24 protein-coding genes are annotated in these 25,073 nt (G+C 33.7%); 15 read left to right on the top strand and 9 right to left on the bottom strand.

The genetic code is table 11. The features are described 5' to 3' along the window. Positions 1–34: 34 nt before the first annotated feature. The 5 genes from NIL_RS09625 to NIL_RS09605 form a co-directional block, all read right to left on the bottom strand. Positions 35–721, bottom strand: coding sequence for an SDR family NAD(P)-dependent oxidoreductase (locus tag NIL_RS09625; RefSeq protein ID WP_187647551.1), 687 nt, complete (start codon positions 719–721; stop codon positions 35–37). Between the two features lie 13 nt (positions 722–734). Next, complete coding sequence (locus NIL_RS09620; protein WP_187647550.1) at positions 735–4,232, bottom strand: hydantoinase B/oxoprolinase family protein; 3,498 nt, start codon at positions 4,230–4,232, stop codon at positions 735–737. Positions 4,233–4,436: 204 nt separating this feature from the next. Next, a complete protein-coding gene (locus tag NIL_RS09615) occupies positions 4,437–4,841 on the bottom strand; it encodes a type II toxin-antitoxin system VapC family toxin (protein WP_187647549.1) in 405 nt (134 codons plus the stop codon). Then, on the bottom strand, positions 4,838–5,083 hold the full coding sequence (locus NIL_RS09610) for a type II toxin-antitoxin system Phd/YefM family antitoxin (RefSeq protein WP_187647548.1): 246 nt from the start codon (positions 5,081–5,083) through the stop codon (positions 4,838–4,840). The genes NIL_RS09615 and NIL_RS09610 overlap by 4 nt, the downstream gene beginning before the upstream one ends. Before the next feature lie 52 nt (positions 5,084–5,135). Beyond that, the gene (locus tag NIL_RS09605) at positions 5,136–5,444 is read right to left on the bottom strand and encodes an integrase core domain-containing protein (protein WP_441930321.1); all 309 of its coding nucleotides are present in this window, start codon (positions 5,442–5,444) and stop codon (positions 5,136–5,138) included. Positions 5,445–5,493: 49 nt separating this feature from the next. Between NIL_RS09605 and istA the strand changes: the two genes are divergently transcribed. The 6 genes from istA to NIL_RS09575 all read left to right on the top strand — a co-directional run bounded on the left by istA (position 5,494) and on the right by NIL_RS09575 (position 11,823). Beyond that, the gene (gene istA / locus NIL_RS09600) at positions 5,494–6,114 is read left to right on the top strand and encodes an IS21 family transposase (protein WP_187647547.1); all 621 of its coding nucleotides are present in this window, start codon (positions 5,494–5,496) and stop codon (positions 6,112–6,114) included. Positions 6,115–6,120: 6 nt separating this feature from the next. Then, the gene (locus NIL_RS09595) at positions 6,121–6,585 is read left to right on the top strand and encodes a transposase (RefSeq protein WP_187647546.1); all 465 of its coding nucleotides are present in this window, start codon (positions 6,121–6,123) and stop codon (positions 6,583–6,585) included. Beyond that, positions 6,572–7,360: an IS21-like element helper ATPase IstB gene (gene istB, locus NIL_RS09590; protein WP_187647545.1), complete on the top strand. Its 789-nt coding sequence runs from the start codon at positions 6,572–6,574 to the stop codon at positions 7,358–7,360. Before NIL_RS09595 ends, istB begins: the two co-directional genes overlap by 14 nt. Positions 7,361–8,213: 853 nt before the next feature. Next, the gene (locus tag NIL_RS09585) at positions 8,214–8,537 is read left to right on the top strand and encodes a cytochrome C (RefSeq protein ID WP_187647544.1); all 324 of its coding nucleotides are present in this window, start codon (positions 8,214–8,216) and stop codon (positions 8,535–8,537) included. 162 nt (positions 8,538–8,699) lie between these two features. Next, positions 8,700–10,214, top strand: coding sequence for a DUF3373 family protein (locus NIL_RS09580; RefSeq protein WP_187647543.1), 1,515 nt, complete (start codon positions 8,700–8,702; stop codon positions 10,212–10,214). Positions 10,215–10,332: 118 nt separating this feature from the next. Further along, complete coding sequence (locus NIL_RS09575; RefSeq protein ID WP_187647542.1) at positions 10,333–11,823, top strand: OprD family outer membrane porin; 1,491 nt, start codon at positions 10,333–10,335, stop codon at positions 11,821–11,823. A gap of 35 nt (positions 11,824–11,858) precedes the next feature. Here the strand turns inward: NIL_RS09575 and NIL_RS09570 are convergent, their stop codons facing one another. Genes NIL_RS09570 through NIL_RS09560 form a run of 3 tightly spaced genes read right to left on the bottom strand, consistent with a single transcriptional unit; the run spans position 11,859 to position 13,835 of the window. After that, positions 11,859–12,890, bottom strand: a complete 1,032-nt coding sequence (locus tag NIL_RS09570) for an Mrp/NBP35 family ATP-binding protein (protein WP_187647541.1) — start codon at positions 12,888–12,890, stop codon at positions 11,859–11,861. 14 nt (positions 12,891–12,904) lie between these two features. Continuing rightward, complete coding sequence (locus tag NIL_RS09565; protein ID WP_187647540.1) at positions 12,905–13,273, bottom strand: hypothetical protein; 369 nt, start codon at positions 13,271–13,273, stop codon at positions 12,905–12,907. After that, complete coding sequence (locus NIL_RS09560; protein WP_187647539.1) at positions 13,260–13,835, bottom strand: hypothetical protein; 576 nt, start codon at positions 13,833–13,835, stop codon at positions 13,260–13,262. Before NIL_RS09560 ends, NIL_RS09565 begins: the two co-directional genes overlap by 14 nt. A 306-nt stretch (positions 13,836–14,141) precedes the next feature. Between NIL_RS09560 and NIL_RS09555 the strand changes: the two genes are divergently transcribed. From NIL_RS09555 to NIL_RS09525, 7 genes are all read left to right on the top strand, one after another. Further along, positions 14,142–15,272 (top strand): sulfurtransferase, encoded by a 1,131-nt coding sequence (locus NIL_RS09555; RefSeq protein WP_187647538.1) that lies wholly within the window; start codon positions 14,142–14,144, stop codon positions 15,270–15,272. A 12-nt stretch (positions 15,273–15,284) separates the two neighbouring features. Further along, positions 15,285–18,194 carry a molybdopterin-dependent oxidoreductase gene (locus NIL_RS09550; RefSeq protein ID WP_187647537.1) on the top strand — a complete coding sequence of 970 codons (2,910 nt, stop codon included), beginning with the start codon at positions 15,285–15,287 and terminating at the stop codon, positions 18,192–18,194. A gap of 12 nt (positions 18,195–18,206) precedes the next feature. Beyond that, positions 18,207–19,325, top strand: coding sequence for a 4Fe-4S dicluster domain-containing protein (locus NIL_RS09545; protein WP_187647536.1), 1,119 nt, complete (start codon positions 18,207–18,209; stop codon positions 19,323–19,325). After that, complete coding sequence (locus NIL_RS09540) at positions 19,322–20,539, top strand: ethylbenzene dehydrogenase-related protein (protein ID WP_187647535.1); 1,218 nt, start codon at positions 19,322–19,324, stop codon at positions 20,537–20,539. The genes NIL_RS09545 and NIL_RS09540 overlap by 4 nt, the downstream gene beginning before the upstream one ends. Next, positions 20,536–20,958: a hypothetical protein gene (locus NIL_RS09535; protein ID WP_187647534.1), complete on the top strand. Its 423-nt coding sequence runs from the start codon at positions 20,536–20,538 to the stop codon at positions 20,956–20,958. The genes NIL_RS09540 and NIL_RS09535 overlap by 4 nt, the downstream gene beginning before the upstream one ends. A gap of 139 nt (positions 20,959–21,097) precedes the next feature. Then, a complete protein-coding gene (locus NIL_RS09530; protein WP_187647533.1) occupies positions 21,098–21,667 on the top strand; it encodes a TorD/DmsD family molecular chaperone in 570 nt (189 codons plus the stop codon). Positions 21,668–21,834: 167 nt separating this feature from the next. Further along, positions 21,835–22,890 (top strand): 4Fe-4S binding protein, encoded by a 1,056-nt coding sequence (locus NIL_RS09525; protein ID WP_187647532.1) that lies wholly within the window; start codon positions 21,835–21,837, stop codon positions 22,888–22,890. A 7-nt stretch (positions 22,891–22,897) separates the two neighbouring features. Here the strand turns inward: NIL_RS09525 and pyk are convergent, their stop codons facing one another. Next, positions 22,898–24,280, bottom strand: coding sequence for a pyruvate kinase (gene pyk / locus NIL_RS09520; RefSeq protein ID WP_187647531.1), 1,383 nt, complete (start codon positions 24,278–24,280; stop codon positions 22,898–22,900). A 261-nt stretch (positions 24,281–24,541) separates the two neighbouring features. On the opposite strand from pyk, the gene mntA reads away from it, so the two are divergent. Further along, entirely contained in the window at positions 24,542–24,832 is a 291-nt protein-coding gene (mntA, locus tag NIL_RS09515; protein ID WP_187647530.1) for a type VII toxin-antitoxin system MntA family adenylyltransferase antitoxin, read from the top strand. Continuing rightward, positions 24,825–25,061 (top strand): hypothetical protein, encoded by a 237-nt coding sequence (locus NIL_RS09510; protein WP_197972082.1) that lies wholly within the window; start codon positions 24,825–24,827, stop codon positions 25,059–25,061. The genes mntA and NIL_RS09510 overlap by 8 nt, the downstream gene beginning before the upstream one ends. The last annotated feature ends 12 nt before the right edge of the window (positions 25,062–25,073 follow it).

The raw sequence follows: 25,073 nt of genomic DNA, 5'->3' as shown, positions 1-25,073 counted from the left end.
TTTAAAATATAACGAAAAAGCGCTGAATAGAAGTTTAAATCTTTCTTATGTCCACATAAGTCCCGCTTGGAAACTCTAAAAGTTTTGAAAAACCATCTATAAGAAGTCTTGCCGCATCAACCGGCTCCATCTTGGAAGACTCTTTTAATCTTTTGACGGTTGGAAATTTCTCTTCATCACCATTATTAATAATATACTCCATCATAGGAGTCATTATAAGTCCAGGAGCTAAAGATATAAGATGAGAGTTTGGCATCTCGTTTGAATAGAGTTTTATAAGCATATTTAAAGCTGATTTGCTCAGAGCGTAAGCGTTCCATCCTCGGCTTCCGCTAACGCTAGCTCCGCTGCTAATCGCGACTATCTGTTTTACCGTTTTACCTTTTAGAAAATCCAAAATAACTTTGTTTGCCCATACGTTTAAACTCATAACACTCTCTATCTCATATAGGCTTGTTTCACTCATATCTTTTAACTCACCTAAAATTCCGGCGTTTAAAATAGCGATATCCAGTTCTACATCTTTTAGTAAAATCTCCAAAGCGGTTTTTATCTCTTCAGTGGCGAAAAGATTGAGCGCTTTAAAGTGTAGATTGTCGAAGTTTTGCAAAGATTTTGGACAGTTTTTGCTTATCGCATATACCTCTTCGCCCGCTTCTAGATATTCTTTAGCCAAAGCTTCTCCAAGTCCACTTCCGATACCTGTGATAAATATTTTCATTTTGGCTCCTTGTCTATCTTTTGATTTTTTTAGATTTACCGAAACCTCCACCGCCTGGAGTCTTGATAAGTAGTATATCCCCAACTTTTGCTTTAAAAGCGGCTCTTGATGTTAAGTTGTATCTTTTATCCTCTCTTATCAATATATTTTCTCCCCTTTTACCATTTGATCCGCCTTTTAATCCATAAGGGGAAAATACTCTTCTCTCACTCAAAATTGCAACATCCAAAGACTTTAAAAACTCTATCTCTCTTATTACTCCCTCTCCTCCTTTAAACTCTCCACATCCGCCGCTATTTTCTCTTAGACTAAATCTGCGAATCTTTACTGGATATCTTCTTTCGATTATCTCTACGTCGGTTATTTTGGTATTTGTCATATGTGTATGCACACCGCTAGCTCCATCACCATGACAAGTAGCGCCTGCACCTCCCGCTATAGTTTCGTAGTAACCGAAACTATCATCGCCAAAAATAAGGTTGTTCATACATCCTTGGGAGGCGGCTGCAGCTTCAAAAGCTTTAAATATCACATCTACAATTCTTTGTGATGTAGTAATATTTCCACCAACAACTGCAGCCTTATGTGAAGGATTTAACAAAGAGTTAACATCGGTCAAAATTTTCACCGGCTTTATCAACCCCTCATTTAAAGGAATATCCTCATTTAACATAACTCTTAAACTATAAATCACAGCAGACTTTAAAACTGATAAAGGAGTATTTTGATTTGAAAAAAGCTCATAAGAAGAGCCTCTAAAATCAAAAACAGCACTGCCCTCTTTATTAATATCTACTTTTAAAGCTATTTTTGCTCCATTATCCAAAAAGTCTTCTGCCAAAAACTTCTTTTTCTCCAATTTTTTAAAAAACTCCCTAATTTTGTTTTCACTTATATTTTGAATCTCCTCCATAAACCATAAAACTTTTTTTCTATCCTCTCTTAAAAGCTCTTTTATCCCCTCTACTCCTTCCATGTTTGCACTAACCTGAGCTTTTATATCACTTATATTATCTTCAATCCTTCTTGCTCCAGCACTCTCTAAGAGTGCTCTTAATATATTTTCTTTAAATTTACCATTTTCAACTATCTCAAAGGCCTCAAGTTTTGTTCCTTCCTCATCCAAACTCTTTGAAAATGGAGGCATACTGCCCGGAACTATCCCTCCTATATCTGCATGGTGACCTCTGCTTGCAACCCAAAACAGAATTTTGCCATTTTCAAAATATGGAGTAACTACTGTTATGTCTGGAAGGTGTGAGCCACCTTCATATGGAACATTAGTGATAAAAGTAGGAAGTGCAGAGTGAGTCTTTAGTAATCTTTGTTTAAATTTTTTGATTATAGATTTTACAACACTGCTCATTGAGCCAAGATGTACCGGTATGTGAGGCGCATTTGAGATAAGATTTCCATCTTTGTCAAAAATAGCGCATGAAAAATCTTCTCTCTCTTTTATATTGGTTGAAACTGCAGTCTTCTTTAAAATATCTCCCATTTTTGTTGCTATAAATCCAAATCTATTAGACAAAAGTGATATCTCAACCTCTTTAAAGCTCTTTTTATTTTTTAGTTCTTCTAAAAAAGTCTCTAAATCTCCATACTCGTTAACTATCGTCTTACTTGCCTCATCAAGTACAATTGTAGAGGTGTCTTGAATCACAAGAGCCGGACCTTTAATCACCAGCCCTGGCGAAATATCCACATAAACATCAGCATCCTGCCACCTTCCATTTAAATAGATTCTTCTTTTTTTAACAGGTTTAACATCTCTTTTTTCTAACTTCTGCCTTTTAAAAGCTCTACTTTTTTTAATAAATGAGATTTTTACTGAATCAACTACTATCTCTTTATCTAAAATAAACCCAAAAAGTCTTTTATGAGCATTTTCAAACTCATCTATTAAGCTTTTGCTACATTTGATCTCTAAAGGTGTATCTGTTCCTTCATACTTCAATAATAGATATTTTTCTACCTCATCAAAATCCTCATTTTTAAATTTACTAAAAATCTTTTCTATATTTACTTCTTTGAGCCTTTTATCTACACTCTTTTGATAACTTTTCACAATATCCGCATTTGCTATTCCAACAGCAGATAAAATTCCAGCATTTTTATGTATAAAAATCTTTCTTATTCCAAGTTTTCTTGCAACAGCTACGGCATGCTGACCGCCAGCCCCTCCAAAACTACAAAGTATGTGATTTTTTACATCTATCCCTTTTTTAACAGTTATCTCTTTTATAGCATTTGCCATATTTTCATTTGCTACATCCAAAAAACCTTCGGCTACCTCTTCAACACTTTTTTTAACCTTTATTGCAATTTTCTCAAACTCTTTATAAGCTGCTTCTTCATTTAAAGGCTCATCTTGGTTTTTTCCAAAGATTTTTGGGAAAAACTCTGGATCTAATCTTTTTGTAACCAAATTTGCATCGGTTATACTCAAGTATCCATCTTTTCCATAACAAACAGGACCAGGATTGCTTCCGCTACTTTCGGGTCCCACTAAAAACATTTTGTTTTTATAAAAAAGTCTGCTTCCGCCGCCAGCTGCAACTGTATATATATCTACACTTGGAGTTGCAACTCTAACTCCAGAGACCTCATCTTTATACTTTAACTCTATTTTCCCATCATATCTGCTAACATCTGTGCTTGTCCCACCCATATCAAAACCGATTAGAGGAGTTTTGTTATAGATAGATTTTAGTGCAACAACTCCACCGGCAGGACCGCTTAAAAGTGCAACACTTCCTTTGAAATCTTCTGCCTTACACAATCCTCCATCAGACTTCATAAAAAAGAGTTTCTCTCTATCTCCTTTAAAATTTTTCAAAATGTTTTGGATATATTTTTTCAAAACCGGAGTCAAATATGCATCGACTACTGTTGTATCACCCCTATCTACAGCTTTAATTGTAGGAGAAATTTCTGAGGATATTGAGATATTTGTAAACCCAAGATTTTTTGCAATCTCTAAAATCTTTTTTTCATGAGCGTTAAATCCGTAAGAGTGAAGCAGTACTACTGCTAAAGATTTTGATTTTATCTTTTTTAGTTTCTCTCTTATCTCTTTTTCGTCCAACTCTTTTAATATCAAAAAGTTATCCCCTTTGGGATAAACCCTCTCATCAATCTCTACAACCTCATCATACAAAGGTTTTGTTTTATTGATGTTTAGTGCAAAAATATCCGGTCTGTTTTGATACCCGATATCGAGTAAATCTTTAAAACCTTTTGTTATCAAAAGAGCAGTTTTTTCCCCTTTTCTTTCTAACAAAGCATTTGTAGCAACAGTAGTTCCAAGCCTAATCCACTCAAAATCTTTTAAATCTATTAAATCTGGTTTTTTTCCAAAAATCTCTTCTAAAATCGCTCTTACACCTTCACTATTTGCATCATCATAGGCATCACTCTCACTTAAAACTTTTTTTACATAAACTCTGTCTTTGTATATCGCGTAAACATCTGTAAAAGTTCCGCCTCTATCTATAGCAATTTTAAGCATTTTATCTCCGTTGGCAAGAAAATGTTCTTGATGATATTATAACTGAAGATAGGTATACATCGAGACAGTTTTAAACAGTAAAGTCGCTATTATTTTTTAACCCAGCTTTTTCAATAAAACTTGTTGCAGTAATGCTGGGCTCTAAAATCAAATGCTTTAAATAAAATGTAAGTATTAATGCAAAACTCTATTGAAAGACTAAGTTTAATAAATATATTTTTCAAAAAATTGTTTACTACTTAAAATTTCTATATTGCCACTTTTTATAAAACCTTTGTCATTTGTTATGATAACATCACAGTTTAAATTTTTAGCAACAATATATTGAACACTATCTTCAAAATCCTCATTTTCCAACGATAATGCTTTTTGTATTATTTCATTGTCTGCACCAACTATTTCAAAAGTATCACTTAAAAGTTTTATAAACTCTTTTATATTTTTCAACTGCTTTTTAGCAACATAATCTATATTTAAAATAGTTATATCTAAGATATATCCGCTAAATTCACCTTTTTCAACTGTATTTAAAATTTCCAAAGCCTCATTATAAAATTCTCTTTTAAATAATAGATCCAAAAAGATATTTGTATCCAAAAATAGTTTCATTTAACAATCTCTTTATACCTTAAATCATCAGTTTCAAAATCTTTGTCTAAAATACCGACAAATTTATCAAATGAGCCTTTTTGAGACTCCTTTTTTAATGAACTTTTTAATAGTTTTTCATACTCTTCATAAGGAATTAAAACAGCTTTCTTCTTATGTGTTTTTTTATCTACAATCACAACTTTTTTATTCAAAATTTTTGTAAATTGCGATTGTGCTTGTGAAATACCAAGTTCAATCATAAGTATCCTTTTTAAATATGTACATATATAGTAGCATAAATATAGATATTTATCAATAAATTGTATAAGACCAATACATATGGCATTCATTATGATTTTCAAGAAGGTATTTTACCGGAGATTTAAAATTAAGTGAATAGTGTGGTATTTTGGTATTGTAATCGATGAGCCAATTAGCAAGATGTTTATTAAATTCCTCCAAATCTGTTGTAAAGAGAAGGTCTTCATAGTAATCAACAAACTCTTCTTGAATAGTTATATTAAATCGTTCATTATGGGCATTCATTTTAGTGTCACCTGCAATGCTAAAATGTACCAGATACGCAATATGAAAATGTACCACTAAAGAGTGTTCAAAAATAAGAGAATATGATAAATTGCTTCCAGTGATTTTTTTACTTGGGGGCGTAATGATTACATATGAGGAGTTTATTATGATCCATACACTCTATAAACAAGGCTACAGCATAAGAGCAATTGCAAGAATGACAGGGCTTGATAGAAGAACTATATCTAAAAGACTCAAAGAAAAAGGGCTAAAACCAAGAAAAAAAGTTGAATATAAATCTAAGCTGGATCCATTTAAAAACTATATCAGACAAAGAATTGCTGATGCTTTGCCCAATAAAATTCCTTCCAGTGTAATATACCGTGAAATAGTAGATAAAGGGTATGAAGGAAAGATAAGGATACTGCAAAGCTATATGAGCAGTTTATATAAAGAGTTCCTGCCTTTAAAAGAGGAAAAAGTCATTAGATTTGAGACTGCTCCAGGAGTTCAAGCCCAAGTGGACTGGAGCGTAATAAAAGGAGGCAAAAATCCGATATATGCATTTGTGATGATTTTAGGATACAGCAGATACGCATATGTCTATTTTACAGACAATATGAGACAAGAGACATTTCAAGAGTGCCATAAAAAAGCTTTCGATTTCTTTGAAGGGGTTCCAAAAAGCATACTGTATGATAATCTAAAAAGTGTTGTAATTCAAAGAAATGCTTATGGAGCTACAAAGCATAAATTTAATTAGAAGTTTTTGTATTTTTCAAAAGAGTATGGCTTTACTCCAATACTATGTAAACCATATAGAGCACAAACTAAAGGAAAAGTTGAGCGGTTTATCGGATATGTAAAAAGAAACTTCTATATTCCATTAAAAGCTAAACTGAAAAACTCACCTTTACAAATAGATTGCGCTTCTTTAAATAGCCAAATATTTAGGTGGCTTGCAGTAACCAATGAAAGAATTCACGCAACAACAAAAGAGAAACCGATAAAACTTTTTCTGTTAGAACAGAAGGCTCTACTGCCACTTGTTCAAACAGTAGAGCCTTCAAACAAAAAAACTAAAAACAGATATAAAACAGATACAAATTATATACCAAAAAATTCCATTATTGCTTTCAACCAAGAATCAAAAAGCACATTGAAAGAGTATGATGCTTTGTTATACCAAGATAGTCTTAATTCCATTGCAGGAGATGTCTATGCCACAAACTGATAAAAGCATAAACGAACAGATTCAAGAGTATGCAACGATTTTTAAACTACCGGCCATCAAAGAGAGCTTTGCATCCATAGCACAAGAGACGGTTCATAACAATCTTTCATACTCTCAATTTTTATTAAAGTTGTTTGAGTATGAATATCAAAAGAAGATAGAGCGCTCAAGAGAAACGACATTGAAGATGGCAGGCTTTCCAAAAGTAAAGACTCTGGAAATGTTTGATTTTAAAGCTTCAAGTGTAGATAGAAATCTTATCAATGAACTCTCAACTTTAAGATTTATTGAAAATGCCCAAAATATCCTGCTTATAGGTCCAAGTGGTGTAGGAAAAACTCATCTTGCCATAGCTTTGGGATATTTAGCTACCCAGGCAAGAATAAAAACAAAATTCATCACTGCAGCTGTTCTATTGCTACAGCTTGAAATTGCACAGCAGACAAATAGATTGCAGCACTATTTCAAAAAGGTTATCAATCCAACAAAACTTTTAATCATAGATGAGTTTGGCTATATCAAGCTCAATGAAAATCAGGCCAATCTTTTTTTCCAGGTTATCAACAAACGGTATGAGATAGGATCAATTATCATTACAAGCAATCTATCTTTTACAAAATTCAAGGAGGTACTCAACAATGATGAAGCGTTAACTACAGCAATACTTGATAGGCTAGTTCACCATAGCCATATACTCAATATCCAAAGTGAAAGTTACAGACTCAAGCAAAAAAGAAAAGCTGGTGTCCTTTTAGGACTTGAATCTATCTCTTAAAACACAACAATTTTTCTGTTACTAAGTGGTACATTTTTACTTTGCACCTCTGGTACATTTTTAGGTTGCACTTGACACTATATACCCAATCTTCAATTCACCCATTTGGTTAGTCCCTCTTCCCTTTAGTTTTTCCGCTTGTATGGTAGGTTTAATATTTTATCATTATCTAATGAAAAATTTGGGTTTAATAGAGATTTTTGTTAAATGCAAAAGGTAGTTCACTAAAGCTATAATTTTGCAAATCTTGATTAGTTTTGATTGTTTGATTCTTAATTTTTTTGGCTTCATGCCTTTCTATATGCCATACAATATCTTTTTATCTCTTAACTCTCTTTATATGCTTTTTGCTATATAGCACTATGTTTAAATACATCTTTTTCTCATTTTTATAAAAGTTGTATCTACTAAAGTTATTCATTGAAGATAAAAATTTTTCAATCATTTTCTCTTTCACTTTTTAAAAGACAATTTTTTTTATTACATTTGTTCTATAATTAGTATTTGTTCATAGGCTTATTAATTTTTTAAATTTGAGTACCGTGGTTTTACTGTATCTAGTTATTTTTATGTGAATGTTTGAGACATATTTATGTCATTACTAATAATATAACAAAATTATATATAAAATTTATAGCTTAATATAGTTATAAGTATAAATTATTATAATTATAAAAATATTTAATCAAAAACTTATATAAAACTGAATGAACTGTTCAATATTTGTTATAATTATTTTAGAAACGTAAAATCTTTTTTTATACATCTATAATTTTATTAAAATAAATTTTTTTTATGTTTGCTTTATTTTGATTCTGATAGAATTAAACGAAATCATTTTTAAGGAGTTAAGATGAAAAAATTTGCGACATTAGTTTTAAGTGCAATGCTAGGACTTAGTTTTGTAAGTACTACTTCTTTTGCGGACGTTACTAAAGGTCAAAAGCTTTTCCAAAAAAAGCTAAAAAAACCTTGTGGTATGACAGGTGCAAAGTTCGCTGCTAAGCATACTCAAGACGAGTGGGAAGAGATTTATGAAGAGGGTAAATTTAAAGAAGAAATTCATAAAATATGTCCTAAGGTTAAGCCTGAATCTATAAAAGATAAATGGGTTAAGCATCTGTATGATTTTGCTTATGAATATGCTAGTGACAGTGGTAACGTACCAAGTTGTTAATAATACAAAATAGACTACTTTCCGGTTATTTGCCGGGAAGTATTATAACTTCTTATAATCTTCATAAATCCTCGAACTATAAAATTAAGTTATATTTAAAATCTTTTCTTTTATAATGGAAAAGTAATAGAATAATTTAAACTATAATATAAAGGAGAAAGAATGAAAAAGTTTATTGCAATCTCTGCAGTAGCTGCTATGGTGTCGGCGGGTTTTGCTAGCGATGCTGATATAAAGGCGGAACTCGAGGCTTTAAAAAAAGAGATACAAGCTTTAAAAGAGGCTCAAGCTAAAATCAATGTAAAATCACTTAAAAGACAAATTAGTGAGATAAAAGCAAAGACAGGTGGTGATAACTTAAAATGGAGTGTTGATTTTAGAACTGCTTATGATGCTATTGGTTATGAAACTATAAATGGTAACTCTAGTTGGAATCAGATATTAACAAATAGATTGTGGCTAGGGATGGCATATGCTCCAAAAGACAATGTAGTATTCAAGGGATTACTAAGTTATTATAAAGTTTATGGGCAGAGTGTTGATACTACTATGAATTTTAATTATTTTGATTGGATTGTAAATGAAACACCAAATATTTCAGGTGAACTTAGAGTAAAAGAGGCTTATTGGCTCTATTTTGGGGATAGTTTCTTAGGAGCGGACATACCTTGGACTGCAAGTTTTGGTAGAAGACCGGCAACAGACGGACTACTTGTAAGTTATAGAGAAGATCAAAACCCTAAATCTCCTCTTGGACATATCATAAATACAGAGTTTGACGGAGCAAGTTTCAAGTTTAATCTAGAAAATGTTACAGATATTTCCGGTATGTATTTGAAACTTTGTATGGGTAGAGGTATGACTAATGCAACGACAAGATATAGTAGTGATCCTGCTATAAATTATACGAAAATTAATAACTGGCAAAATACCGATCTTTTTGGTTTTATATTTGTTCCGTATGATGACGGACAATACTCTATACATACTACTGCCTTTAAGGCTTGGAATTTACCTGGCTATTATGCTACTCAATATGGATTTGACACTACGCTAAATACTTACTTACCAAATCCTACCAGTATGAGACTTGAACAAGGAGCTGATTATGTCGGTGCGGCGATAAGTTTACTTGCTCAAGGGATAGGCGACGGTATAAACGATACTCTTGATGATACTAACGCATTTATAAGTTTCGCTTGGAGTAAAACGCAGCCATATGGAAGCCATTCGGCTACTTTTTTAGGCGGTCCATATAACGGAGTTACAATGAACGTTGATAATGCGGCACTAGGTAGCACCGATAGTGAAACAGGTACTTCTATTTATTTGGGTGCCAATTGGCCTTGTATACTTATAAGCGATGCAAGACTTGGTGTTGAGTATAATCACGGAACAAAATATTGGAGAAGCTTTACATATGCTGAAGATACGCTTGCGGGAAGTAAACTTGCAACTAGAGGTGATGCTTACGAAGTATGGCTTACAAAGGAGCTTATAGGAAAGACTTTAACTGCACAGATAAGATATACGTATATAGACTATAAATATACAGGAAGTCAAGCATTTTTTGGAGAAGCAGGTACTCCAATAGAAGTTGATTCTGCGGCGGGAAGATATTTTGACGCACTTGACAAAGCCCAAGACATAAGATTTTACATCCGCTACAGATATTAAGATATACGGATCGCAAAAAGCGATCCGTTCTCATTTTCTTTCAATTAACTATATATAATTTATTTTTCAAATAGATCTCTATATAATAAATCCCTCTAAAACATCGTTAGGAAAAGTTATGAAAAAAGCTATAAATTTTCTTCTTGTATATCTAATCCTATTTCATTTCTCTCTTTTAGCAGAAGAAAAAAGAATACTCAATCCCAATATGACGCTAAAATATAACCTTGTGCCAAAGGAAGTGCAATCTTTACAAGAGATGTTTATAAAGGGAGAGTTTTACTCAAGATTAAGACTTAATACTTTTAAGTGGGATTGGGATACTGAGTATCCAGGAAAGACTAAAGACAATTGGGCTATGGGTATAGGTGGAAGCCTAATCTTTAAGAGTGCATACTATAATGGTTTTGGAGCAGCACTGGGGCTATATACAACTCAAAACCCATGGCATATGGACGCTGAAGATGTTGGTTTTGTAAAAGCTGGGAAAGATACTTTTAGTAGATATAGTGTAGTTACCGGAGACGGATTTGGTATGACTGTTCCGGCTGAAGCTTTTATAGAGTATAAAAGAAATAAAACCAATTTTAAAGCTGGCAGACAGATATTTGAGAGTTTTCTAACAAAGTCTAATGATACAAAAATGATCCCAAATACTTTTGAAGGCTATAGTCTAGTTAGCAAATATTTTCCAAAGACAACTATAAAAGTGGCATATTTTACAAAACAAAAACTTAGAGACCATACGAAATTTCACGATGTTATAACCTACGCTAAAGATTTAAACAGCGACGGAGATATTGACGATCCTGGTGAAACATGGGCAAATAACGACGATTCGGCCTCTCATAAAGGCTTAAACGAGATTAATCTAAAAGCTGCTGGAAAAGATATTGATAATAGTTTGGTTATTTTTGAAGTTATAAACAGAACTATAGACAAAGTAAAACTAATGGTAAATTATACGGCGGTTCCTGAACTATTGCACTATGTAACGGGAGAGGTTCACTATACTGTTAAACTAGGTGAGTATAAACTTATTCCTGGCGTTAGATATATGAAACAGTTTGATGATGGTGCAGGAGAGGTTGGCGGAGCCAACCTAAAAGAAAAAACAGCAGGTTACGATAATCCAAACAGTTTAGATAGTAATCTTTTTGCGGCAAGAGTCGATTTAAAATCAAAAGTTTGGGCATTTAGACTAGGATACTCTAAAATAGCGGACAAGGGTGATATTGTAGCTCCTTGGAGAGGTTTCCCAACGGGCGGTTTTACAAGAGCGATGGGTCAATATAACTGGCAAGCAAATACAAAAAGTTGGATGATCAGAGCCGACTATGACTTCGATAAAGCCAAATTGATACCTGGTTTAAAAGGGCTTGTAAGATACGTTGTTCAAGACTTTGATGACAGAAAACCGGGAGTTCAAGCGGATAGCAATGTTATCCATATAGATTTAGTTGAAAAATTTGCTTCGATACCTGGACTCTATGCAAAAGTTAGACTGGGATTTGTTAATGGAGATGATAATATAAGAGATATTAACGGAGATCTAAAAAAAGGTCCTTCTTATAACGAATATAGATTTGAAGTAAACTATCTTTTTTAATATCGAAGAAAGAACCTTCGATATTAAGATTTAAACTATTTATTAAAATCGACCTCTTTGAAAAGATTTTCTACGATATTTTTATAATACCCTTTTTGTCTTTTATCTCCCAAAGCTACCGGAGGAGTTCCAGAATCACTAAACTCTCTTATTTGCATATCAAGAGGAATTTTGCCTAAAAACGGGATCTGGTATCTTTTTGCTAGAGTCTCTCCTCCTCCTTTACCAAATATATCATATCTTTTACCGGTATCGGGCGCTATAAAGTAGCTCATATTCTCAATCAGTCCACCTATTTTTGTTCCTATTTCTTTAAACATCATTATGGCTCTGCTCACATCGTCTGATGCTACCATTTGGGGGGTTGTTACCAAAACGCCGGCAGTTATAGGTAGCTCTTGCGCCATAGTGAGCTGGATATCACCTGTTCCTGGTGGCATATCTATTACTAAAAAATCGAGTTCTCCCCAATCCACATCTTCCAAAAACTGGATAAGTGCGCTTACTGCTACAGAACTTCTCCAAACTAGTGGAGTATCAGGAGTTGGTGTGGTGAGTCCTACGCTCATGATTTTTATGCCAAAATTTTCGCTTGGGATAATTTTGTTATTGTCTCCCCATCTGAGTCTTTCATGGTCTGTCTTTGTCATTCTTGGGATATCCGGTCCGTAAACATCAGCATCCAACAGCCCAACTTTATAGCCTTTTTGAGCCAAAGCCACGGATAGATTTACACTTACCGTGCTCTTTCCAACACCACCTTTACCGCTGGTTACAGCTATGATATTTTTTGCATACGGGGCTCTGTTATTGGGTTTGATAGTTGAGCCGTAATGGATCGATTTTTTCGGTTTTGATTTTAGTTTTACTTCAACATTATACTCTTTTAATAGATCTTTTATGGCTCCTTCTATAGCTGGGAAAGCTTCTTGGTTTGCCATATTAAGGATAATTTCAAGATTGTTGCCTTTTTTTTGAATGTTATCTACTGTTTTTAGTTCCACTATATTTTTATCAAGACCCGGATATTTTATGGATTTTAATTTTTTTAGTATCTCTTTATTCATCCTTGCTCCTATCCCTACTCATAAGGATTCATTCTGATTTTCTGTTTTATAAGCAGGTCTATACTTCTAAGTTTTTGCATCCATTCTTTTATCACATCGCTTGAATTTGGGAAATCTTGGGCCAAATTTGAATATTCATTAAATCTTTTTTTTAAAAGTTTTAAGATCTCATTAAAAAACTCTACCTCTTTTTCATTTTTTACGGCTAAACTCAATATTTTTTTAAACACTGTCTCTCTATCTGAAAGATCTACTTCGATTCCAATATTTTTTCCAATTTGCTGAAATTCCTTATTTGTAATGTAACATCCGCTAAAATAAAGCGCAAGTATCTGTTTTGTAAGCATACTGTATTTATCTAGGTTTTGATTATCTCTTTTCATTTTTCTTCTCCAATCTGATTTGTGCAGCTTTAGATACGTCTTGATCTGGATCGTTGGATAGCTTTTTTAAGATCTCTTCCGTAGTAGAAGGATTCTCAGCCACTCTGAGTCTTACCATCTTATCTTTATCGTCGGCTAAGATATTTAAAAGTTTTACAGGTGTAGATGGATTACCGGATAATCCGTCTCTAACTATTTTTTCATCGCTAAAAAGATTTTGTAAAACATTTATCGGAGTATTTGGATTGGTTGCTACTAGTGCTCTAACCAAGTTTATCTCATCACGACTTAGTTTTTCTAAAACTTCTGCAGGTGTGTGAGGATTTTTTGCAACCGCCCATCTTGAGCCCATATCTTCAACATTTGAGAGTTCAATTAAAAGTCCAGTCATTACGGGACTTTTTTCTTTTTCTCTATCGTAAACGCTTGTTCTAAGGCTAAGATTCATAGCTACCATTCCAACTACTTCCATATCGGATTTAAAAGTGTAAAAAATCTCTTTTACCTTTTCTAAAGGTAATGTTTTATCATCTAAAAGTTCCAAAGCTTTTTCTCTATCCATTCTATTCCTTTTATTAAAATGTTATCATGTTAAAATTTTTATAGATTTTTATACTGAATTACCGTCTATGTAAATATTATCAAAAAAGAGACAAAAGTCAATTATCAATTTTATTTCGACATTTTATAAGTATTTTTGAATAAAAATAAAAAAAAGCTAATAAAAATTTACAATGGTTGCTAAATAGACTAGAAATGAATATATTTAAACTCTGTTTAAGATATCAATATTTATAATGAAGTGAGTGCACGGAAAGCCCGTAAATACGGGTATAAGTGCGTATGATTTTATTCATAAGGAGAAGTAATGAAGAGGTTGTTACAAGCGCTGCTTATAGTAGCTTGTTTGATAGGCATCTTGTCTGCTAAAGACGAGAGAATCTTGATTGAAGCGGAAGAGGCTGTAAAGCTGATAGGTAAGCCGGGAGTTATTTTTGTTAGCGGTGATGACGAGACTGCTTTTGAAAATGGTCATATTAGGGGTTCAGTATCGATGTATGCTCACCATTTACATCATGCTGATATTATGGGAAGGTTAGAGTGCGAGCCTCTTTTTATGTGTCCAAAAACCGCAGAGCACTATATAGGGGCTCATGGAATAGATAATGATACATTGGTTATTGCATATGATAATTTTAGAGGTCCAAATGCAACCGGTGTTTATATGTATTTTAAAAGTTTTGGACATGATAAGGTCTTGATTTTAAACGGTGGAGTGGAAGCTATCAAAAAAATTGATCCGAATCAGCAAGAGTACAATAAGCTAAAAAAAGAGGCTAGAAAAGTTAAAAAAGCTTACAAAAAGGCTAAAAAAGCCGGCAATAAAGAGGAGTACAAAAAACTAAAAGTCAAGTATGCTGAACTTAAAAAAGAGATGAAAAAACTCGAACCTAAGCTCTTGATACAAAGAGGTAAAAAAATCGTAGATTTAGGACATCATCTTCATGCAGTTTTACCGCCTGAAAGCGAAGCCAAAATTGAAGAGAAACATTATCATATAGATGAAAAGAAAATAAGATACGATCTTATCGCAGGTAAAGAGGAAGTTTATAAAGCGGTTCAAGATAGACTTAAAAATGGTGATAAAAGCAAATATGTAATTATCGATACGAGAGGTATGATTGAGATTATTGGTGAGAGAAAGATGGATAATGTTGCAAGAGGAGGCCATATTCCGACATCAAAATTTATTGAATGGAAAAATTTTACGGATTTTAAAAATAAAAAGAGTTTTAGAAGCTTAAAAGAGATGCAAGAGGTGTTTGATAAATATGGAGTTACAAAAGATAAAACCATATATGCATACTGTCATGTCGGAGCTGGAAGAAGCACTGAAATAATCACGGCTCTTAAACTACTTGGATATGAGAATGTTAAAGTATATACCGGTAGTTGGGATGAGTGGGGCAATGATATGAATCTACCTATAAGAAGATAAGGAGTTGGCGTAATGAGTACTATGGTAAACAAAAAAAGAAGAGACTTTTTAAAAGTATCAAGTGCAACTGCAGCTTTGGTTGCAAGTCAAGGCAGCCTTTTTGCAAAAACAGATATTATTAGTGTAGAAAATGGCAAAAATAACTATCCAAATACAACTTATACTGAACAGATGTATAGAAATGAGTTTGGATTTACGTATGGTAAAAAAGAGGAGCACGGGTTTGCGTATCACTGCGTAAACTGTCAAGGTAACTGTGCTTGGGAGATTTGGTCAAATAACGGTGTTGTAACAAGAGAGAACCAAAGTGCAAGATACCCAAAAATCAATCCAAAAATTCCCGATTTCAACCCTAGAGGATGTAACAAAGGTATTCAACACTCTCAAGTAATGTATGAAAAAGATAGAATCCTCTATCCTATGGTAAGAGTTGGAAAAAGAGGTGAAGGAAAGTGGAAGAGAGTAAGCTGGGATGAGGCAGCAGAACTTGTGGCTCAAAAGATTTTCGATGTTATGACAGACCCTAAAAAAGGTCCTGGAAGAATTATGGTTCATGCAGGAACGGGTTTACTTACAGAAGGTAGACGTGGTGCTCCTCTAAGATTTTGTACGCAACTAGGTGCATATAGAATCTATCCTGCTTCATACTTAGGAGATATGTTCAGTGGTGCCGCGATTGCCTATGGTGAAGGAAACGTTGGCTGTACGTACGATTTTATGTATCAAGTTGATACAGCAATATTTTGGGGAGGAAATCCTTCTGTTTCAAGAATCCCTGATGCACACTTTGTTTGGGAAGGAAAATATAACGGCGCAAAGATAATAGTAATAACTCCAGAGTTCAATGCAAGTGCTAAGAGTGCGGATCTATGGATTCCTATTAAACCGGGGACCGACCAGTTCTTAGCAATGAGTGTAATGTATGAAATCATTAAAAATAGATTGTATAAACCCGGTTTTATGAAGATCTATACTGATCTTCCTTTCTTAGTAAGACTTGATAATAAAAAGCTTCTAAGAAGAATTGATTTAGAAGATCCTCACAATGAGGAAGAACATGAGCATTATGAAGCACAGTTTTATACAATGAACAAAAAAACTGGCAAAATTGCTTTAATGCCAGGTAGTCATGGAAGCGAACACAAAACTTTAAAGATAGATGAGCTTGGTATAGATCCTATACTTGAAGGTGAATGGGAAGTAACTCTCAAAGATGGCAAAAAGGTAAAAGTTACTACTGTATTTGAGTTATTAAAGGAAAATGTTGAAAAGTTTAGTCCAGAAGCGACAAAAGATATAACCGGCGTACATCCCGATACCGTAAAAATCTTAGCAAAAGAGATTGCTCTTCCAAAGGTTGTGGAGATTACGACGGGATTTAGTTTAAACAAATATTTTAACGGTATTTTAAATATTTGGAATATCGCCTCTATTTGCGGATTAACCGGAAGATTGGGGCCGTACGGCGGATTAAATACGGAAAATGAGTTTAGTTTAAGTGGACTTGGAACACTTAGTGGATTTGGAACAAAATATAAACCAAGATTTGGTTCTGGATTTGTGGGAGAGTTTGTTTTTGGTGATGGACTAAAAACGTTTGATGAATATTTTACGGATGAAGATGTTAAGAGAGCTCATGATGGTAAATTAAGTAAAAAAGAGTATATGAAAATCATCGAAGAAGCACTTAAAGGTGGTAAAGATGGAAAAGATCATGAGGAAAAAGATCCATATTATAAACCTTGGTGGACACCTGAAATTGCCCTGATTGTTGCTGACTCAAAATTTAGAAGAAATAAAGGTAGTGATTACAGAAAAGCATTCCTTCAAAAGACAAAATTCTATGTTTGCGTTGATTATAAGATGAGTGAAGCGGCTGTATTTGCTGATGTACTATTGCCTGCAAAATCGCACTATGAGGTTTATGATATCAGAACAAGCCCTGGTTATCACAGATTTACCAACTTAGCGCAACCTATAGCCAATATGAAACCTGTAGGTGAAGCTATGGATGAGTGGAGTATGTTTGCGCTACTTGCTAAAAAGCTTGAAGAGATAGCAAATAGACCGGAAAACAAGTCAAAAGCAAAAGTTCCGGACAGCAAAAAATATGCACAAACTGGATATCGCGATCTTGCAAACTTCTATAAAGAGTACACCAATAAAGATGAAGAGTCAGAAGCGGCTATGGAACCGTACCTTGGAACAGATAAATTGGCAGTCGAAGCTGCGCTTGAAAAATGCGATCAGTATCAGCCTTGGACGATGGAAAAGATGTATAAAGCCGGTGGATTTTTACAGTTAAATGAAAAGGCGGCAAAAATGTCTCCTCTTTATGCAGATAGACCGTATAATTCAGGTGAATATATTTTGTTTAAGATGGAGCCGTTTGAAACATTGACTGGCCGACAAACATTCTATGTTGATCATCCAACATACCTAAAAATTGTTAACGGAACAAATTATGCGATAAAACCTATAGCACCTCAAAACAATAAACATCCGTTTATGCTGATGACACCGCATGCTAGATGGTCGATTCACTCTAACTGGAAAAACAGTAGAACATTGCAAAGACTGCAAAGAGGTGTTCCTTATGTTCAAGTTAACAGAAAGATTGCTGAAATGAAAGGTATCAAAGATGGAGATACCATCAGAATTTTCAATGAGCTTGGAGAATTTTACGCAATGGCTAAAGTAAGCTCATCTTGTCCACCTGATGCTCTAGTTATGGAGCACGGATGGGAGCCTTACCAGTATCTATTTAATAAAGGACACAATGAAGTTGTTCCAACAGGCTTGAATCTACTTGAACTTGCCGATGGTTGGGGACATCTAAAATTTGGTGGACTTTGGGATGGTAACCAGTATGCGTATGATGGCGCTGTAAATATAGAAAAATCTACTAAGTTTAAGTATTAATAGGAGTTTGGCATGTCTAAAAGACAATTAGCAATGGTAATGGACCTTAATAAATGTATAGGTTGTCAAACTTGTACAGTAGCTTGTAAAACACAATGGACAAACAGAAATGGTCGCGAATATATGTATTGGAACAACGTGGAGACATATCCTGGAGATGGTTATCCTAAAAAATGGATGGAGCTTGGCGGCGGTTTTGACGCTGCCGGTGATCTTCAGCCTGGAATTATCCCAAATATTGAAGCCGATTATGGGGTGCCTTGGGATTATAATTATGAGTCATTGGCAGAACAAAATATGATTAGCGACTCTCCTGAACCTGGTTTTAAACCGGATATATCTCCAACATGGGGACCTAACTGGGATGAGGATCAAGGTGCAGGTAGTTTTCCAATGGACAACTATTTCTTCTATTTGCCTAGGATTTGTAACCACTGTTCAAATCCTGGATGTTTAAGTGCATGTCCAAGGGACGCCATATTTAAAAGAGAAGAGGATGGTGTTGTTTTAGTCGATTTAGACAGATGTCAAGGTTATAGATACTGTATAGCCGGTTGTCCTTATAAAAAGATATATTTTAACCCTAAAATTAGTAAAAGTGAAAAGTGTATTTTGTGTTTCCCAAGAGTTGAACAAGGGCTACCACCAGCTTGTGCACAATCTTGCGTTGGTAGGATCAGGTTTGTAGGTTTCTTGGATGATGAAGAGAGCCAAGTATATAAACTTGTACACAAATATAAAGTAGCACTTCCACTTAGACCAGATTACGGTACACAACCAAATGTATATTATGTTCCTCCAACAGAGGCACCGCCTAAATTTGATGAGAATGGCAAAATTATTGAGGGAAGCAACAGGATTCCGATAGAAGAGCTTGAGAAACTTTTTGGACCGGCTGTTCATGATGCAATTAAGACTCTAAAAGCTGAAATGAAAAAAAGAAAAGAGACCGGTAAGTCTGAATTGATGGATATACTTATAGCCTATCAACATAAAGATATGTTTAGACTCGATAATAACTATTATCAACAAGTAGCAAAAGAGAAGGGTATGAAACCACTTGCTCCAGTTGATGAGAGATATGTTGCAGGTAAATATACAAAAATATCTCATTTTAAGGTGCACGCATGAAAAGAGTAGTAGGATTTATAGCAGCCTTAAGTATGGCTGCAACGGCGGCATTGGCAAATAACACAGTTGTGGCAGTTAAAGTTAAAGGTGATTTAAGTAAATTAAAGTGCGGGGATAAACTCATAAGAGAGTATGCAAAGTTTAGTGAGGTTGTTGTTTATCCTCAAACAACAGTTAAGTTAAATGATAAAAAAGCTAACGAGCTTAATGCTGAGAATAAAGCAAAAAAAGTAAAAGTAGCCGCGCTTTATGACGGTAAAAATGTAGCAATAATTGTTAAATGGGTTGATCCGACTAAAAATATTCAGTCTGGATATAAGAGTGATGTTTACGCTGACGGATTTGCGGTACAGTTTGCCCGAAAACCAAAAGATATAAACAAACTTCCATATATAGGAATGGGTAGTAAAAACAGACCGGTAGTTATCTATTTGCAAAAAGCTGTTGCAAAAGTTTATGAACCAAACGGTGATGGAATAGTTGGTTATCAAGTAAATCCACATAATACTAATAGATTTGGAAAAGAACTTGAAAAGTTTGAAAAAAGAGTAGAGCAGCTAGCAATTAAAGATTATCAAAAAGCTTTTATTAGCGAAGGCTTCAGAACTATGACAGAGATAAAAGATAATTCTGCCTCTTATAACGCAGATATGCATTATGTTGATGGGAGAAAAGTATGGGGTGGAATAGTTGTAAGACCATTAAAAGATGAGTATTTAAACTTAAAAACAGGTGCTTTTCCTGTCGCAATAGCAGTTTGGGATGGTGAGAAACTAAACAGAGATGGATTAAAACATCTATCAGGATGGATAGCTGTAAAACTACCAGATCAAAGCGGCGGTAAAGATCTAATAGCTGCTGTAAATGAGAAAGTTAAAGGTGATATCAAGAACGGTAAAGAGCTTGCCATGACAAACTGTGCAAGCTGTCACAGATGGAAAGGTGCTGAGTCAGCTACTATGTATATGGCACCGGATTTGAGCAATATTGGTGGACAAGCTACTGCAGGATATATAAGAGAGTCAATTGTTGATCCAAATGCTGTAGTGGTACCTGGATATAATAGAAACGCTCATCCAAATTTTGCTTGGTATATGGTTGATGATAAAGGCAATAGAACTTCTACAATGCCTCCATTTGATTGGATGGATAAGAAGTCGCTTAACGATTTAGTAGCTTATATGCAGACATTAAAAGCGGAGGTAGAAAAATGAAAAGATTAGTTATCACTACCTTGCTTGGACTCTCTTTAGCTGCAGGTGCCATTGCTAGCGGTGGAGGTAAAGGAGAGTTTGAGAAAAAAGGTTTTTTGACAACAAAATGGTGTGCCCAAAACGATCTATTTGCAGATTGTAGATTAGAAACTTATCATTGCGGCGAAGAGGGTTGCTTTAAAGAGTGGGTACCTGGTGAACCTACTAAAACAGAAATGGTTCTTTTTGTTCATGATGAGGGTAAGATATACTATATCGATCCTGAAGGTGTTCATGTAAGCGAACTTTTGGAAAAAGCTGCCAACAGAAACGAGGTAACTATTATAGGTGAGCTTGCAAGTGACGGAAAAACTATAAAAGCTCACGATTTCAAAGCTCCTCCACCTCCAAAAAAATCTTTCTTCAAGGGATGTTTATAATCTAAAACCGCAGTAAGCGGTTTTAGATTTATATATTAGTGTATTAGTATATTAGTTATCTATGTATTATATAATTTCAACAATAATTAGTTTTATCAAATATACTAATACACTAATATACTAATAATAAGGATAAATTTTGGATAATAAAACAAAAGCTTTTGTGTATGCTTTTTTGTCAAGATGTTATCAGAAAGAGTTAGATAAAAAAGCCATAGAAGATCTTAAGTCAAACGAAGAACTTTTAGATTTGATTGGACCAGATACTAAAAAATGGTTTTTATCTAACGATATAGAAAAAATCGAAGAAGAGCTAAATGTAGATTTCAATTCGGCTTTTTTGATTAATTCTCAGCCTGTTGAGACTCTTGTGGAAGATAGTAAAGGCGAAATTTTAGTCGGTCTTCAAAATCCGGTTATGCAGTTTTATTTTAATCATGGATATGAGATAAATATGAATCAAACTGATATTTTAGCGCCCGATCATCTTTCAATTGAACTTAGTTTTATGCAAAATTTAATATATAGAAATGAGGAAAAGGCAGCATTTGAGTTTTTGAAAGAGCACATGCTAAAATGGGTTCCACCTTATCTAATAGGTATCAAATCTTTAGTTGAAGCCCCATTTTACAAAGATTTGGCTGATTTAACGATAGAGTTTTTACTTAGCGATTATGAAGAATTAAAGGATAAGTTAGTAGGTGAGTAAGTGTGGAGTGCGTAGTATGGAGTATGAAGTGTGTTAGGTTGTAAGGAGGTAAGGGGTGAAGGTGTGAAGGAAAAACTTTTCTTATTACTCGTTACTGATTACTCGTCACTAATTTCCAATGTCCAATGACTAATGTCTAATGTCTAATATCAAGCTATGGAGCAATAATGAGCTTATATAAACAAAATACAGAACTTTTTGAGTTTGATTTACTTAAATGCCTAAGAACAGACTATTATCATAATAAATGTAGTCAATGTATAGATATCTGTCCGGAAAACGCGTTTATTTTTGATAGAGGAAAGCTAAGGCTTGATGAAAGTAAATGCAAAAACTGTGCTGTCTGTGTAGGCGTTTGTCCAAGTGAGGCTCTAAGTGTAAACTTTTTTAATCCAAATGGATTTATTCTCTCTTTGAAAGAAGAAAAAGTAACACTTTCATGTAAAAAAGATACTCCATGTCTTAGCGTATTCAGCTCCCAAAACTTTATCTCTTTAGCTTTAAGAAAAGATATGGTTAGCTGTAATCTATTTCATTGTGAAGGGTGTGAATTAAACAAAGATAATAAAACTTTTGAATCAATTGCCCAGAGAATTGAAGAAGCAAACAGATTTTTAGCTGATATTGGCACTTTAAAAGAGATAAAAGTAGAAGCTGAAGAGATAAAGAGTGAAAGAAGAGCTCTGTTTAAAAAACTTTTTAACTCTGCAAAAGAGTTGGCTGGTGAAGGTATCGATGTAAAAGAGCTTGCAAATGTAAGAAATAGAATCCCAATCAAAAATATAATATTAAAAAACTCTATCAAAAAAGAGATTCAAAATTTTAAAAATACACAAATTTCAACACATTATTCATTTTTGTCAAATAAAGAGATTAGTTATGACTTATGTAATAATTGCGGTGATTGTGTAAAATTTTGTCCAACAGATGCTCTTTTTTATTCACAAGATTCGACATCCATTTGGTTTCAAAGCGGAAAGTGTATAGCTTGTGGAATATGCAACGATATTTGCGAGCCAAAAGCGATAACAAACAAGGATGATTTAGACTTGATTGAATTTGCATTTGATAGAGGAAAAGAGCTTGTTTCGCACACTTTGGAGATTTGCAATGAATGCAAAACTCCTTTTCCTTATAAAGGGGGAGAGTTGATTTGTGAAAGATGTAAAAGCTTTGTAAACGATTTTGGTGATATTTTCAAAATAGCCGCAGATCTTGAGTGATCTTCGGCTAGATTTCAACGATTCTTATCATATTTGTAGTTCCCTCTTTTCCAACAATACTTCCCATAGTTATAATAACTTTATCCCCCTCTTTTAATATCTTTTCTCTTAATGCTATCTCTTTAAATTTTTCTATCAATTTTTCCGGATTTTTTATTTTAGGGATTTCGAAAATCTCTTCCACTCCCCAGACAAGTTTTAGTTTTCTTGATGTTTCTCGAGAATGAGTGAGGGCTATAATAGGCGCTTTTGGTCTATATTTGGATATACTTTTTACTGTTGTACCGCTACTAGTAAATGAAACTATCGCTTTTGGCTCCAGCCCTTTACAAAGATCTGCCACACTTGCAGCGATCGCATCGCTATCTTTAATCTCATACTTTTTATAGTATGGATATATATTCTGAGTTTCTATTATCACATTTTTTAATGTCTCAATCGCTTTTAGTGGATACTTACCAACAGTTGTCTCATCACTTAGCATTACGGCATCACTTCCATCCATTACTGCGTTTGCAACATCACTTACCTCGGCTCTAGTTGGATAGGGAGAGTTAACCATCGACAGTAGCATCTGAGTTGCTGTTATGACTGGCTTTTTAAGTCTGTTAGCTTCTTTAATGATTCTTTTTTGAATAACCGGAACCTTTTCGATACCTACTTCTATACCAAGATCGCCTCTAGCCACCATAACTCCGTCACTAACTTCCAAAATCTCTTCTAAGTTCTCTACGGCTTTTTTTGTCTCTATCTTTGCTATTACCCAAGGATTTGCACCGTTTTTATTTAAAATCTTTTTTGCTTTTAAGATATCATTTTTAGCGTTGACAAAAGATATGGCCACAATATCTACACCGTTTTTAGCTCCAAAAGCAAGGTCTAGTTCATCTTTTGGTGTAATAGCCGATATTTTAAGATTGGATTGAGGAAAGTTGACACCTTTTCTACTAGAGAGTATGCCACTATTTTTAACTTCTAGTAAGAGATACTCACTTTCTTTTTCTATTACTTTGGTTCTAATGCTGCCATCAGCGAAAAATACAAACTCATCTTTTTTTACATAATCTATAATTTCAGGATAACTTATACTTAGTTCATATTTTGATTTTGGGTCTTTTTTGACTAGTTTTATCTTGTCACCTCTTTTTAATTCTAAAATCCCGTCAACTTCTCCTATCCTTATTTTAGGACCGCTGATATCTTGCAATATAGCCGTTTTTTTATGTAGTTTTTTTGAGATTTCTCTAATATTTTTGATAGAGTTTTTATGGGTTTTATGATCGGCGTGGGAGAAATTTAGCCTAAAAACATCTACCCCTGTTTTTATCATATTTTCAATTTTATCAGATGTATTTGGTCCAAGTGTAGCTACTATTTTTACTTTTTTCATCTCTTCTCCTTCTAATAATCGATAGGGATTTTCTTTTTTGAAACTCATGTATAAAGACATTATATCAATTTTTAAAAAGTTGTATTAAAGAAGGCATAATTGTTTGAAAATTAGAACAGATTAAAAGAGATTTAACATCTAACTTATAATAATTTTATCTGCTATTTCGAAAAAAATCACAAATGCTTATATCCAAAACTTTCGATAGTTTAAAAAATGATTTATGATATAATAAAACATATTTGTAATTTGGGATTAAAAATGCAAAAAAAGGATATTTTAGATTATTTAAAAAGTTATAAAAAACAGCTATTAAAAAAGTATAATATCAAAAGAATAATTCTTTTTGGCTCATTTGCTAAAGATACTCAAAATGAGAAAAGTGATATTGATATAGCAGTTGAGATAGAAAATCCAAGTTTTTTGTTATTATTTGAGATAAAAGAGGAGTTGGAAAAAAAATTTAAAAGAAAAGTAGATATTGTTAGGTTAAGAGAGAAGATGAACAGATATTTAAAAAATCGTATTCAAAAAGAGGGTATAATTGTCTAAAAATGGTTTAGTTTTAGAAATCATTGAACAGATTTTAACCGCTATATATTGGGTAGAGAGAAAATGTGGTTTTGCAAAATGTGAAGACGACTTTATAGATACTGAAGAGGGTCAAGAAAAACTTGATAGTATATGTATTAAGCTTATAGCTATTGGCGAGAGTTTAAAAAATATTGATAAAATAACAAATAACGAGTTATTAAAAGGGAGTGTAAAAATAACTGTGTAAATCCTTATAAAA

The sequence above is a fragment of the Nitrosophilus labii genome (assembly GCF_014466985.1).
GTDB classification, from domain to species: Bacteria; Campylobacterota; Campylobacteria; order Campylobacterales; family Nitratiruptoraceae; genus Nitrosophilus_A; species Nitrosophilus_A labii.
Note: the sequence above shows the minus strand (reverse complement) of the source record. Positions and strands in the feature narration are given on the sequence as shown.

Coding starts and splice junctions, on each gene's coding strand:
- NIL_RS09610 (WP_187647548.1), bottom strand. CDS start 5,083: ATGATTGAACTTGGTATTTCACAAGCACAATCGCAATTTACAAAAATT.
- NIL_RS09625 (WP_187647551.1), bottom strand. CDS start 721: ATGAAAATATTTATCACAGGTATCGGAAGTGGACTTGGAGAAGCTTTG.
- NIL_RS09545 (WP_187647536.1), top strand. CDS start 18,207: ATGTCTAAAAGACAATTAGCAATGGTAATGGACCTTAATAAATGTATA.
- NIL_RS09620 (WP_187647550.1), bottom strand. CDS start 4,232: ATGCTTAAAATTGCTATAGATAGAGGCGGAACTTTTACAGATGTTTAC.
- NIL_RS09535 (WP_187647534.1), top strand. CDS start 20,536: ATGAAAAGATTAGTTATCACTACCTTGCTTGGACTCTCTTTAGCTGCA.
- NIL_RS09585 (WP_187647544.1), top strand. CDS start 8,214: ATGAAAAAATTTGCGACATTAGTTTTAAGTGCAATGCTAGGACTTAGT.
- NIL_RS09540 (WP_187647535.1), top strand. CDS start 19,322: ATGAAAAGAGTAGTAGGATTTATAGCAGCCTTAAGTATGGCTGCAACG.
- NIL_RS09565 (WP_187647540.1), bottom strand. CDS start 13,273: ATGAAAAGAGATAATCAAAACCTAGATAAATACAGTATGCTTACAAAA.
- NIL_RS09560 (WP_187647539.1), bottom strand. CDS start 13,835: ATGGATAGAGAAAAAGCTTTGGAACTTTTAGATGATAAAACATTACCT.
- NIL_RS09575 (WP_187647542.1), top strand. CDS start 10,333: ATGAAAAAAGCTATAAATTTTCTTCTTGTATATCTAATCCTATTTCAT.
- NIL_RS09555 (WP_187647538.1), top strand. CDS start 14,142: ATGAAGAGGTTGTTACAAGCGCTGCTTATAGTAGCTTGTTTGATAGGC.
- mntA (WP_187647530.1), top strand. CDS start 24,542: ATGCAAAAAAAGGATATTTTAGATTATTTAAAAAGTTATAAAAAACAG.
- NIL_RS09615 (WP_187647549.1), bottom strand. CDS start 4,841: ATGAAACTATTTTTGGATACAAATATCTTTTTGGATCTATTATTTAAA.
- NIL_RS09525 (WP_187647532.1), top strand. CDS start 21,835: ATGAGCTTATATAAACAAAATACAGAACTTTTTGAGTTTGATTTACTT.
- istB (WP_187647545.1), top strand. CDS start 6,572: ATGCCACAAACTGATAAAAGCATAAACGAACAGATTCAAGAGTATGCA.
- pyk (WP_187647531.1), bottom strand. CDS start 24,280: ATGAAAAAAGTAAAAATAGTAGCTACACTTGGACCAAATACATCTGAT.
- NIL_RS09570 (WP_187647541.1), bottom strand. CDS start 12,890: ATGAATAAAGAGATACTAAAAAAATTAAAATCCATAAAATATCCGGGT.
- NIL_RS09550 (WP_187647537.1), top strand. CDS start 15,285: ATGAGTACTATGGTAAACAAAAAAAGAAGAGACTTTTTAAAAGTATCA.
- istA (WP_187647547.1), top strand. CDS start 5,494: ATGATTACATATGAGGAGTTTATTATGATCCATACACTCTATAAACAA.
- NIL_RS09580 (WP_187647543.1), top strand. CDS start 8,700: ATGAAAAAGTTTATTGCAATCTCTGCAGTAGCTGCTATGGTGTCGGCG.